The organism is Aestuariirhabdus haliotis (assembly GCF_023509475.1).
GTDB lineage: Bacteria > Pseudomonadota > Gammaproteobacteria > Pseudomonadales > Aestuariirhabdaceae > Aestuariirhabdus > Aestuariirhabdus haliotis.
Window position 1 is genome coordinate 1 of sequence record NZ_JAKSDZ010000007.1, and the last position, 13,389, is coordinate 13,389.

Here is a 13,389-nt window from a genome sequence, read left to right on the forward strand (position 1 = left end):
TTCCAAAGTCATAAGGAATTGCGCTATGCTGTGGGCCATTACATCAACCATTATTACAACGCTAAGCGGCTGCATTCAGGAATTGATTACTGTTCGTCGATGGAATACGAGCAATTAGCAGCATGAAAAATTATGTGTCCGTTTTATCGTGGGAGGATCATAATAGACAAGATGGTTGAGTCGTCGCCTCTCACGACCAAGAGATAAAGTACCGATGAGTTACCACCAGTAGATCGAGAACGAACGATACCAAATTGATGCATCAAAGAGAGCAGGACACACAAATAGAGGTTTCCGATCAGTTAGATCGAAGCCCTTCAACGAACAGCCGGGAGCTAAAGCGAAACAGCCGCTTTAAAGGCTACAGATCTGCTCAAGCCCAAAAGCTCAGTGAAAGCCGCAGAGCTAAAGCATACAAAGCCATCAAAACCACTTATGAAGTGAAGAACCGGATTCAACAGATGACCCGCTAGGAATTAAGCCCGCAAGGGGCTGTAGATCACCATCAAAGGCACAAAAGAGTTTTGGTTCATCAAGAAACGTTTTACAATCGCTTGAGAAAAACCTCTGCACTGCTAGGCAAGGCGGATAACTCATAAAAAACGCAGATATGGCGGCATCATTTAAATATCTACAATTTGCATATAACATCAAGCTATAACATTTTCTGTACTGATGTCTAGCCTGTGATCTATACACAAATAGTCAAATTGCCCTATCACATCTTATTATAGTGCGTTTTATAGTCAAATCGAAGCTCTATTGCCAAAACTGTATTCCACCCCCATCACGAATATCAATCACCTTTAGAACATTTGAGCTAGATTAGACTCTTCCAGAATAGTGATAACAGAGTAGCTGGGCTTAATAACACTAAAGATTGGTTTTATACTAGCTCAGACACTTCGCAAACACATACATCGAAAGATCTTAACTCGTAGGTCAAAAATGATGATTAAAAAATTTGTCCCATATCCACTCAAGAAAATAATCCAGTCGACAGATCTCTATTCAATAATTGATTCAAAACGTTTGGCCTCTTCTTCAAAAAGGTTAGATATTTGCGCAGCTCAGTTCGCACAACTACTTCATTTAATGGACAGCAAAGGCATTCAAGGTCAAACCTGCCTCGAAATTGGGAGCGGATGGGTATTAAGTCATTCATTAGTTTGTTATTTGCTTGGCGCAAAAAAGGTTTTCGCCACCGACATTTCACCAAATGCACACCCTAGCAATTTAACACTCTCTATTAATAAGTCCATTTTATCCTTAGTTAGAGATACTCTTTCCCCTTTTGAAGCTCACGACAGAATCAGAGATAGACTTGACCGACTGCTAAAAATCAAAAAATTTGATACGAATGAATTAAAAAAAATAGGGATCTATTACGAAGCACCTTTAGATTTTTCAAAACACAGACCAAAAGAAGATATCGATTTGATTTTTTCTTTTTCTGTATTAGAACATATACCAGTTGACGATGTAGAAAATCTTATTAACAACTTACACTCCAGCCTTAATACTGATGGAATCCAAGCACACTGCATTCATATGGAGGACCACAAAGACATCCCAAACAATCCATTTTCTTTTTTATCAATTCCTCATGATAAATACAGTAAAACAATGCAAACTGATAGAGGTAATAGATTACGAGCCGACCAATGGATTTCTATATTTAGGCTTCTAAACAACGCAGACATAACTCAACTATATCGATGGACTCGTAATGATAAAAAAACCCCAAAGATAATAGATAATTCTATTATTTACACAGATGAAAGCGATCTAAGAACCACACACATAGGAATTTTAGCAACCAAAAAAGATAACAACCAGGAGACTTCTCCTAACAAGAAAGGTCATCGTTAATTTACAAATTATTCTTAGAATTCGACAAATATTGAAAGAGCAGCTTAAGGCACGAGACGACAATGCATTTAAACTAAAACGGAAGATAAGATTTAACTATCAGCAGGCATCATGTGCCGTGGTTTGACCGGGTTTTTGAGACTAAAGGCCCGCTTCTTCACGAAACTCTTCGGTATAGGCGGGTTTTCTATTCTTGGCGATCTTACACCTCCAAGTCAGATCAAAATCTAACTATAATTGGCGTCTACTTATCGTGGGTAACACGGGGCTTCTTGCTTGTACTCTTTAGCTTATCGTTGCCTATGATTAGTCATTAGTAAATTGGATTATTCATTCTTAACTAGGTGTCCGCTAGACCGGAGTAATACCTCAGCTATTATACAGGATTTTTGAGTCTGAGACCTCCACTCTCCCATTAACTCATACATAGAGTAGTAGTGACAAATATCTAACATGACAGTAAAGGTCAACACGACGGTTATATTAGCCAGCATTTGTTGAATTGACTATTATCTCATTCAATCTTAAAGCTGTTAGTTGCCACATGGACAATGAACTTCATCTAACCTTACAAGTTAATGGGATAAATAATGAATTCAGCTTTTAATGAAAACACACATTATAGTGACTGTATCCACGCATATAGCTTAGATAGCCTAGAGGCCTTATCAACAAACTCAACAGAATCACAAAAAACCTCTTCTTTCTTTACCTTTCTGAAACCCTTAGCCAATTCAACAGCCTTATTTAAATTAAATACCCCAGAACAATAGTAAGCAAAATCTAGTGGCAAAGCACTATCTTTATGACCAGCATAAACACCCAAGCCATTGGCCAAGTATTCCCGACTTTTTAATGTGCATGCTTCATTCATACTTTTTCTATGCAAGCCAAAAACACCCAACCCCACATCCATTTGAGAATACAACTCTTCCAACTGTTCCGCTCTCATTACTCCGTGATAAACAATCCGACAATCCTCACAAATTGGCTTCAACTTACCAACAAGGTGAATTTCTATATCTGTTCTATCATTATTCCTCAACTCATCATAAATATAATCCAAGCCGTTCCATTCATAATCTTGAGAATACACCCCAATTAATTTATAAACACCTGACCTTCTGTCATTAAAGCGCTTATTCGCATTAACGGTTATGCCATTAGGGAACACAAATCCCGCTTTAACTCTATCCAACCTTGATAGCTCATAATCTATCAGCTCTTGTGTGACAGCTATAACCCCCTGGCCACTTTGTAACACCCTAGGGCCGAGTGCCTTTTCATACAACCGCCCCACCCACCCAGAAAAGCGAGGCATAAGTGCAACTTCCTCATGCTCCTTTGAGTGATGCACTGTAATATATTTTTTAAATAGCAATGAAACCAAATAGATGAAAGGGTCTCCTGGCACATTCCGCAGCAATACAACATCCCAGCCACCTCTATGCCTAGCCAACCAAAAAAAAATATAAAAGCGAAGATAAAAGTAACGATAAACCTTGCTAACTGCATTTGAGTGGCCATTTGACAAGGTCGTAGATTTTACAAATTTCTCTCTGCTATTTTCATGAGAAAAGAACACAACATCCCAATCAATACCAAGCCGCCTAGAGGCTACACATTCAGCCTTCAACTGAGATAGGACACCCGGTTGGTGGTAGCCAGAATACCCGAAATGTAAAACCTTCTTCCTGATGCTAACAGTCATAAGCTTTCAAACAAAAGCTTATATTTTGTCACCATAGAATCTAACGTAAACATTGCTTCACATTGAGATCGATTCATTTCCCCAATAGACTTTCTCAATTTCTCATCCTCTACCAGCAATAGAATATTTTCCAAGATAGCTGCCAAATCATCTGGATCCGAAAGCAAATCCATTTGCTGGCCAAAACTCAATTCGTCCATCGACGAACAGTTGTATGAAACTACCGGCAGACCACAAGACATAGCCTCCAATGCTGACAGACTTAAACCTTCTCGATAACTCGGCAGCAAAAGCATATCTGCTTGTTGATATAAAGCGGGCATATCTCTGTAATCAATTCTACCCAGAAGCCGAATATTCATTTGAACGGAGCTTACACCAGTCTCGCGCAAGCCGCCTGTAACCCATAATTCACAATTTTCTGGGAGTGCTCGAGCGATATCAACCAAAATTTTCCAACCTTTACGCTTTGTTGGATTTCCAGAAAAAAGTATAACAACCTTCTCAGATTTTAGCTTCAGTACAGGATAGAAGCGGGCAGTATCCACACCGTTATGAATTACCACTATCTCTTTTCCTGGAAATGCAACTCGTACTAAATCGGCCGTATACTCACTAACAGCAACAATTCTATCGGCCCTCGCCACAGCCTTACTTACTGAGCCCCGCTGAATAAAACGATAGAATAAAGACTGAGATAGAGTACAGTTACTAAAATAATCTGTATCCCAAAAATAATTATGGAACGTTACAACTGCCTTTGTATTTTTTAAAAAAAAAACATCACCATATTCGGGCACAGTATGGACGATATGATCTGGTCGCCGATACCCCCTCAATAAAGCAGGATATACCGTCTTACTTATAGGCAAAGAACAGATATTATAGCCACCAATCATCTGAGACAAAATCGAATGAACTACATACGCCCCATTACCAGCAGCCATAGGACTATAAATTTGTTTTTCATTCATAATACGCACTCAGAGACCATACGTTCTTTTTCATGGTAAAGACTCCAGGTAATTCACTATATTCTTGGACGGATAAACATCGCGAACGAGATGATTATCACTCACCCTTCTAACTTTCCCCTTGAGCACATTATCTAAAAAGCTCTTGACAACAGAATTATTCATTTTTGAAAGAACAACCCACTCTCCTATCCCTTCATTTCTTTCTGTAGCATCCCTAAAAAGTAAACATGGCACATGCAAATAACTACACTCTTCTTGATTACTCCCACCATCAGTAACTAAAAATTGAGAGCGACTCAATAATTGGATGAATTTTGCGTAATTCATCCTCGGCACTAACTCTATTGACGGATTATTACGAAAAACTTTCAGCCAACGGCTTGATTCAATAGCCTTTATGGTTGTTGGATGAAGAACAAACTTCACCAATATTTTATTTGAAATCTCCTCCACCCACGCCAGGATGAACTCTAGACGATCTCGATTGGATAGATTCTCATACCTATGAATAGAAACAACACAATACATATCCCCAGATTTTGATTTAAATGAACCCTCCTTCATAACAAAATCTAGCGAATCCAATAACGTATTAGCGCCAATTATTTCCACCAAAACATTTGATCGTGATCGCAGCCGCTTTACATTTTTCGACGCCCAACTGTCTGCGCAAAAAAACACATCAGAGCACTTACCAACCAAAACACGAATCACCTCTTCTGGAAATGGATGCCTCCAATTATATGATCTTAGCCCCGCCTCAACATGCACAACTTTTACACCATATACTTTTGATAACACTGCCCCTAACAATGTAGAAAGCGTGTCCCCATGAACCAAACAATATTTAACATCAGCCCAAACCCCTCTCTTATAGAAGGAATAAAAAATCACAAGAAATAGCCATGTTATCAGCTTACTTTTTGTATCATTTTCACGCAAGGGAAGAAGATACTCAGGGGATGGCAAGGAAAACTGCTCTATTAAGTCCTGCATCGTTTCTTCATGCTGCCCTGTAAGAACAAATTTATATGGAATATTTTGAAAAGACATCTCTTGCATTACTGGCGCCATTTTTATTAACTGCGCTTTAGTACCTATCATTATAAGATACATATATTAATCACTATTTTTATTGGTACTTTCTTTGTGAGAACCGGAATATAACAGCATTGTAATTTGCTCAGAGACCAGCCCCATTAAAAAAATCAGTAAAGATGTAGAAAACAATAACGCGCTCATATTAGTAAAACGTCCTACAGACCAAAAAGTATATGCGTAATAAGATAAACCAAGAGAAAAAAATAACGCACTTATTGGAGTAAACAACTTTAGCGGTGAGTAGAGAGTTCCAACCTTAAATATAATCAAAAGGAACCGTACGCCATCTTTGATCAAATTAATATGACTTTTTCCTTCTCTCTTTAATGCCGTAATTGGATGATATCCAACCGAGTATCCAGCCCTAAAAAACGCCATGGTACTTGTCGTTGGATAACTAAATCCATTAGGAAGCAAATAAATAAATTCCCGAAACTTTTCTGCCCGTACTACCCGAAAACCTGAGGTCAAATCGTCTACTTTATGGCCAACCATGAAGGTTGCGAGTTTATTATAAACAGAATTAGCAACCCAACGCACAACACTAGCCTGTGAAGAGCTTGATCTAGCCCCTACCACCATATCATAGCCTTCATCAAGCTTATCCAGCAAAGTGACTATTTCTTTTGGATTGTGCTGACCATCCCCATCCATAAATACAAATATTTCTCCTAAAGCTGCTCGAGCACCCGCCTTAATAGCTGCACCGTTCCCTTTACTATATTGATGTCGAATTTCTTTTACATCATACTGGACACACAAATCAGACGTTCGGTCTTCAGAACCGTCATTTACCACTATAATCTCAGCACCTAAGCACTCTTCGACCAACCTAGGCAGAAGATCACATAAGTTAAGAGATTCATTCTTCGCAGGTATAATAATTGAATAAGTATATGCACGCTTCATATGATCAGTTATTTTCAATTTTGTTAATTATAGTTTTTTGATATTTTTCAGCATCAACATCCCCGTACCTTTCACGGTATGCTGCGAACAAAAACTTCAAAACCGCATGCTGACCTGTATCTATTGCCACCTTTTGATAACGCTGAAGAAAACAATCAAAATCGCTTGCCAAGAGGCAAAGCCTCCCCTCAATTAAATCGTAATTTCTTGAAGCAGAACCTTTCAAAAGATTTTGATTATTTCGTAACATCTGAGTAACAGCCCAAACATCACGAATAGCAAGACTATCGCACAATCCGGTCTCTTTCTTTTCAACAATATTCGACAAAGCATTCGTGAGCCCAATTTCAAACCGAGCCTCCCCTACCCTCTCCTCAAAGCCTAACCAATCAAATTCAACTGGCAATCCGTTACAACCGAGCTCCATTATCAGAAGGTAGCCATAAACTGACTGTTTATCCCGCCGAATTATTTCCTCGAATAGATCTTTAGCAGGACCAACCTCCCCAACCGAAGCCAAAGTATTAGCTTTAAAGCTCAGCAGCCGTATTGATTCCGGATTCATATCAGCCCAATGCACAACCATTTTTTCACGAGATTGCCATGTATTTGCAACAGCCGCATAGTTGATAAGAGTCCAGCCTATAAAAACAAACATCAAGGCTGTTGCAACCTTATGAGATAGCCTAGCTGACACCATTACAAAGCCATAAAGAAATATAGCAACTAAGCCTATAGATGCCAGATAATTCCTATGCTCAAAAACAATCTCGAGTGGCACCATAGTACTTTCTAGTAAATGTGAAACCAAAAACCAAACAATTCCGAATTGTAAAAGGGTATTTTTTCTAGCAACTACAAAGAAAAACAACCAAATACAAATAGCTGTTAAATACCTATAATCCACCCAACCTTTTACCAGCGTATAGTTATCGTGATAGAAATAGTAGTTCTTATAGTTTGGCAATAAAAACCAGCCGAAATATTCTAACACCACCACGACTTGAGTCATGAGCCTTTCAGTTAGCGTGTAAGGCCGAGCGTCATACCATCCAGCCACACGATCAATATTAAAAGCCAGAAGAAAAACACCACCCACAACCACAGCTACAGTTAGCCATTTAACTAAATTATGGTAAGGTTTTTTCGGCGCATAGATAATGAAATATACTAGCAATAACAAACCGGCAAAAAGAATTCCATTCTCTTTAGAAAATACAGACAGCACCAAAAACAAACAAAAGACACCCCCTAGACTCAAAGAGCGCAACCACCCCGCCCCTTGCCCTCTTTCCTCAGACGAAGAAAATAGAAAGACAGTTAAAAAGCACAAACCTAGCAACCCAAAAAAAACCGCCAGTAAATTCATCCTCTGAACAATATACAAAACACTGGACACCTGCCCTGGATGCACAGCCCATAACAGCGCAAGCAAAAATGCAGCAAGCATAGGATTGATACGATCGAGACCTGAAACATTACGCTTCTTTAGTTCAGTCAAAATCATACACAGCAGACAAAAAACAAGAACTGTGTTAATTGCATGGATAACGATATTAGCAAACTGAAAGTCATCTGGACGGCTTGGCCAACTATCAGCCTGCAACGCAAAGCTAGCTATTGATACCGGCCTACCAGTTGGTCCACTGCGATTAGAAAAAATAACATCCCAGTAACCTTGCCAACTTCCGTCAATAAACACTAAGGCATTCAGATTTGCATGATCATCAAACAAAAACCCCCCACCAACAAACGGAAAATAGCAAGCAACTACACCTACCAGAAGCAACAGAGACAAGCAGACAAGAGCAACATACCTTCGCATTAATAACTTCACGCGCTTTAACACCAACCATCAGGCCATATAATAAGACAAAAAAAACCGGCTAGAATAGCCGGTTTCAAATACTAATCAAGCATTCAACTTACCTACAAGCGCCTGGCAGGTATTTATCTTCAATGGCATCAGTACCGCCACTCGCGCAATCCCAATTTCGACCGCCATCTGTAGTACCCATCTCAACAGTCTTGTCTGCAATCTCAGCGTTAACACCTGTAGACCTAAACGTCACTTCCATGACCAAGTCACCTGTTAGAGCAGCCCCTGTAGTGATCTCAACACTTGCGACATACTTACCAGAAGTATTACCCATAACACTAGCTGTATCATTTGGCCAAACGCCTTTATCAGCGTACCACTCCGCCAGAGGCGTCTTACCTGCAGCCATTAAACTTACACCTTCAGATACCTGAGCCCGCGCAATGTAGTCCTGATAGGCAGGAATAGCAACGGCAGCCAAAATACCGATAATTGCAACAACAATCATCAATTCAATCAAGGTAAAACCTTTTTGCATTGTTTTCATACTAAATACTCCAAATGTGTTTAATGTCCAACTTACTTTTTATCGCCAATAACAGTTCGTTACTTTCAAGGACAAATAAAGTATAGCAACACGCATGCCAACAACCATTTTCAAGCTACATTAAGCTCTTGCACGATTAACGACCAGCTATGCACCATCAAAAGTTGCCCCAAGGCGCCCAGAATGTGACATTTTTTGTCACACCCTCATATATAGAGACAACTTAACCCCTCATTAAATTGGAAGTATAGATTTTCACTCTATACTTGAACACCTACAGGCTATATCATTGATCTACAAAGGAAACCAGTAAAAAGCACTCTATTATGGCAAACATTATTCTAACCGGCCTTGCCAAACGCTTGGTTGACGACAATTTACTTGAAGAATCTCTAGCCAATAGCGCCTACCAACAAGCTTCGAAGCAAAAAATCCCCTTTGTAACCCATCTTGTTCAATCCAACATGGTTACAGCGAAGGATATAGCCCGAGTTGCTTCCGATGAATTTGGCTCTCCGCTGTTCGATATAACCGCATTCGACCCCGAGATGCTACCCAAAGGGCTAGTTGATGAAAAACTCATTCGCAAGCACCACACACTCCCCCTATTTAAAAGGGGAACCCGTTTATTTGTTGCTGTAGCCGATCCTACCAACCTGGTAGCCCTTGATGAAATCCGCTTCAATACCGGGCTTACTGTTGACTCCATCCTCGTAGAGGAAGACAAGCTCACTACTGCTATCGATAGATTCCTCGATTCCACTGATAATTCACTCGGCGACCTTGATGACGATGAGCTTGATGGACTCGATATAACAGCCGTAGATGATGACGGCCCTGAAGAGGAAGCACAAACCGATACCGACGATGCCCCCGTAGTCAAATTTGTTAACAAGATGCTGTTAAGTGCTATTAAAGGGGGGGCATCGGACCTACACTTCGAACCCTATGAGCGCGCTTACCGAGTTCGCTTTCGAACCGACGGAGTTTTGCACGAAGTCGCTCGGCCACCGATTCAACTATCTCCCCGCATCGCTTCTCGGTTAAAAATCATGTCTGGCATGGATATCGCCGAGAAGCGGGTTCCACAAGACGGGCGAATCAAGATGAAGATATCCAAAACCAAGGCGATCGATTTCAGGGTCAATACCCTACCCACCCTTTGGGGTGAGAAGGTTGTACTTCGAATCCTGGACCCCACCAGCGCACAAATGGGCATCGACGCCCTAGGTTATGAGGACGATCAGAAAAACCTCTATATGCAGTGTTTGATGCAACCACAAGGGATGATTTTGGTTACCGGCCCGACAGGAAGTGGTAAAACCGTTTCTCTCTACACCGGCCTGAATATCCTTAATACGCCCGAGAGGAACATCTCCACCGCAGAGGACCCCGTTGAAATCAACCTTGAGGGGATTAATCAGGTCAACGTATCTGCCAAGCGGGGCATGGACTTCAGTAGTGCGCTTCGCGCCTTCCTGCGCCAGGACCCCGACATTATCATGGTGGGTGAGATTCGAGACCTGGAAACCGCCAATATTGCCATCAAAGCCGCTCAAACTGGTCATATGGTGATGTCCACCTTACACACGAATAGCGCACCGGAAACTCTCACTCGCTTGATTAATATGGGGGTTCCCGCCTTTAACATCGCTACATCAGTTAACCTGATCATCGCCCAGCGACTTGGGCGCCGCCTCTGTAACAAGTGCAAGGTAAAGGTCAACATCCCGGAAAAAGTTTTAGAAGAAGAAGGCTTTTCTCCAGATCAAATTTCTGGTGCTGAGATATACGGGCCCAGCGAGCACGGCTGCGACTCCTGCAACAAAGGCTACAAGGGCCGTGTCGGGATCTATGAAGTCGTGCAAATCACCCCAGGATTATCCCGAATCATTATGGAAGAAGGCAATGCCATCGAGATTGCCGATCAAGCCAAGAAAGAGGGCTTCAACGACCTCCGAGCGTCAGGCTTGATCAAAGTCCTTCAGGGAGTAACCAGCCTTGAAGAGGTTAACCGGGTCACTAAAGAGTAAGAGCAGCTGTCATTGGCACATTGATAACGAGAGAGCATGAATCAGTTGGCATAACCAAGAGAAAGCAAAGCCCACTCTCTATAACTTGGCCGAAAAAGTAGGTTACACTCGTAGATTAACGTTATTAGCAGCCTATCGAACACCTGAAGGCAAGTTTTAACAGCAAGATCAAACATTAGGCAATACCATGGCAGAACAAGCAGCGAAAAGTGTCCCATTTATCTGGGAAGGCAAAGACAAGCAAGGCCGAAAAACCAAAGGCGAGACCACCGGCACTACTCCTGCATTAGTTAAAGCTGAGCTGCGAAAGCAAGGCATTAACCCGACCAAAGTCCGCAAAAAAGGCATCACCATTGGTGGTGGTGGAAAAAAAATCACCCCTATGGATATCGCGGTATTCACTCGTCAGCTAGCCACTATGATGAAAGCCGGTGTACCGCTCATACAAGCATTTGAAATTAATGCGGATGGGGTAGATAACCCCAACATGAAAAACCTGATTACTGATGTTAAAAACGGAGTAGCTGGCGGTTCAAGTCTTGCCGACTCATTGCGAAAACGGCCTGAATTCTTTGATGATCTTTATTGCAATTTGGTCGAATCTGGTGAGCAGTCCGGTGCCCTGGAAACCCTTTTGGATCGTATAGCCACTTACAAAGAGAAAACCGAACAACTCAAATCCAAAATAAAAAAGGCAATGAAATACCCCATAGCTGTGGTCTGTGTGGCGATTGTCGTTACAGGAATATTGCTCATTAAAGTAGTGCCTCAGTTTGAAGATGTTTTTAAAGGCTTTGGTGCCGAACTACCAGCCTTCACACAATTCGTTGTTGAGATATCAGAATTTGTCCAGGAATGGTGGCTTTATGCTCTAGTTGCCGTGGCGGTTTTTATTTTTACTACTAGTAAAGCTCTAGAGAAGTCAAAGTCTTTGCGAGATAGTAAGGATCGAACTCTCCTTAAAGTCCCCGTAGTTGGTGACATTCTCTATAAAGCAGCAGTTGCCCGTTTCGCGCGGACTCTTGCTACAACATTTGCCGCAGGTGTACCACTGGTAGATGCATTAGATTCGGTGGCAGGTGCAGCAGGCAATGTAGTATTTTTCGATGCAACTAATCGTATCAAAGAAGATGTATCCACCGGCCAACAACTTCAGTTTGCTATGAAATCCTCTGGTATTTTCCCCGCGATGGCGACTTCGATGGTATCCATCGGTGAAGAATCTGGTGCTCTTGATGAGATGCTTGAAAAGGTTGCTACCTATTATGAAGAAGAAGTCGATAACGCTGTCGATGGACTCACTAGTCTTATGGAACCAATGATCATGTCTGTACTGGGTGTATTGGTCGGTGGGCTAGTTGTAGCGATGTATCTGCCAATATTCCAATTAGGTGCTGCTATTTAAACTGTTCTGGGCCAGAAAACTGGCCCATTTACCTCTTATTATTAAAGTACTCTTTCCTTCATGCTGGATACCCAAGAACTGCTTTCCCCCGCCATATTTCTTCCCAGCGCACTCCTTCTAGGATTGGTGGTTGGCAGCTTCCTCAATGTCGTTATCTACCGTATCCCGATCATGCTACAACGGGACTGGAAGCGGCAATGCGACGAGCTCCTGGAGCAGGAAGCTAGCGAGCCAAGCGATGGCCACCCTGAACGTTTTAACCTGATAACGCCAAATTCTCATTGCCCAAAATGTGATAAAGAGATCAAGCCTTGGGAGAATATCCCTCTGATTAGCTATCTGGCTTTAGGGGGTAAGTGTTCTCGCTGCAAGAACCCTATTTCGCCTCGCTACCCCCTGGTTGAACTGGTAACTGGGCTGCTTACCTTGCTACTCGCCTGGGAGTTAGGCGCCGGGTGGCCAATGGCTTTAGCCTCTCTGCTGCTGTGGGCCCTGGTGTCGCTAACCATGATCGATATCGATCATCAACTGCTGCCCGATAACATCACACTCCCCCTGCTCTGGCTGGGCCTTTTTGCCAACAGCTTCGGCCTTTTCACCTCTCTTAATGATGCGGTATTGGGTGCCATTGCTGGCTATCTCAGCCTCTGGTCTGTTTTCTGGCTATTCAAGATTCTGACCGGCAAGGAGGGTATGGGGTATGGCGATTTTAAGTTGCTTGCCGCCCTCGGGGCCTGGCTGGGTTGGCAGGCTCTGCCGTTAATCATCCTTCTCTCATCAGTCGTTGGTGCTGTACTGGGGATTCTGATGATCAGCATCCAGGGCCGAGATCGAGCCACTCCGATTCCCTTTGGTCCCTATCTGGCCATTGCCGGCTTTATTGCCCTACTCTACGGCGACACCATCACCAGCAGCTACCTGCAACTTCTGCGCTAGCTCTGGTACTCTTGCCACCTTTAACCTTTAGCTGCAGAACTATAGGTTTGCAGTAACCTATCGATTACCTTGAAGAGCG

Annotated in this window: 11 protein-coding genes; 5 read left to right on the top strand and 6 right to left on the bottom strand. The window is 42.1% G+C overall.

Annotated elements, in window-relative coordinates; genetic code table 11:
- Positions 1 to 126 (top strand): IS3 family transposase (locus MIB40_RS07055; protein WP_249692659.1); only part of this gene is annotated, 126 nt, incomplete at its 5' end.
- 822 nt (positions 127 to 948) lie between these two features.
- Positions 949 to 1,872, top strand: coding sequence for a methyltransferase domain-containing protein (locus MIB40_RS07060; RefSeq protein ID WP_249692407.1), 924 nt, complete (start codon positions 949 to 951; stop codon positions 1,870 to 1,872).
- Between the two features lie 619 nt (positions 1,873 to 2,491).
- Here the strand turns inward: MIB40_RS07060 and MIB40_RS07065 are convergent.
- The 6 genes from MIB40_RS07065 to MIB40_RS07090 form a co-directional block, all read right to left on the bottom strand.
- A complete protein-coding gene (locus MIB40_RS07065; protein WP_249692409.1) occupies positions 2,492 to 3,583 on the bottom strand; it encodes a glycosyltransferase family protein in 1,092 nt (363 codons plus the stop codon).
- Positions 3,580 to 4,557 (bottom strand): glycosyltransferase family 4 protein, encoded by a 978-nt coding sequence (locus MIB40_RS07070; protein ID WP_249692411.1) that lies wholly within the window; start codon positions 4,555 to 4,557, stop codon positions 3,580 to 3,582. Before MIB40_RS07070 ends, MIB40_RS07065 begins: the two co-directional genes overlap by 4 nt.
- Positions 4,558 to 4,587: 30 nt before the next feature.
- Positions 4,588 to 5,622, bottom strand: coding sequence for a UDP-N-acetylglucosamine 2-epimerase (locus MIB40_RS07075; RefSeq protein WP_249692413.1), 1,035 nt, complete (start codon positions 5,620 to 5,622; stop codon positions 4,588 to 4,590).
- Between the two features lie 57 nt (positions 5,623 to 5,679).
- On the bottom strand, positions 5,680 to 6,570 hold the full coding sequence (locus tag MIB40_RS07080; protein ID WP_249692415.1) for a glycosyltransferase family 2 protein: 891 nt from the start codon (positions 6,568 to 6,570) through the stop codon (positions 5,680 to 5,682).
- 4 nt (positions 6,571 to 6,574) lie between these two features.
- The gene (locus MIB40_RS07085; RefSeq protein ID WP_249692416.1) at positions 6,575 to 8,407 is read right to left on the bottom strand and encodes a hypothetical protein; all 1,833 of its coding nucleotides are present in this window, start codon (positions 8,405 to 8,407) and stop codon (positions 6,575 to 6,577) included.
- Positions 8,408 to 8,495: 88 nt separating this feature from the next.
- Complete coding sequence (locus MIB40_RS07090; RefSeq protein WP_249692417.1) at positions 8,496 to 8,936, bottom strand: pilin; 441 nt, start codon at positions 8,934 to 8,936, stop codon at positions 8,496 to 8,498.
- A 326-nt stretch (positions 8,937 to 9,262) separates the two neighbouring features.
- Here MIB40_RS07090 and pilB point away from each other — a divergent pair, with 326 nt between their 5' ends.
- The 3 genes from pilB (at position 9,263) to MIB40_RS07105 (ending at position 13,310) form a co-directional block, all read left to right on the top strand.
- Positions 9,263 to 10,969, top strand: a complete 1,707-nt coding sequence (gene pilB, locus MIB40_RS07095; protein ID WP_249692419.1) for a type IV-A pilus assembly ATPase PilB — start codon at positions 9,263 to 9,265, stop codon at positions 10,967 to 10,969.
- A 187-nt stretch (positions 10,970 to 11,156) separates the two neighbouring features.
- Positions 11,157 to 12,374, top strand: a complete 1,218-nt coding sequence (locus MIB40_RS07100) for a type II secretion system F family protein (RefSeq protein WP_249692421.1) — start codon at positions 11,157 to 11,159, stop codon at positions 12,372 to 12,374.
- A 60-nt stretch (positions 12,375 to 12,434) separates the two neighbouring features.
- Complete coding sequence (locus MIB40_RS07105) at positions 12,435 to 13,310, top strand: prepilin peptidase (RefSeq protein ID WP_249692423.1); 876 nt, start codon at positions 12,435 to 12,437, stop codon at positions 13,308 to 13,310.
- The last annotated feature ends 79 nt before the right edge of the window (positions 13,311 to 13,389 follow it).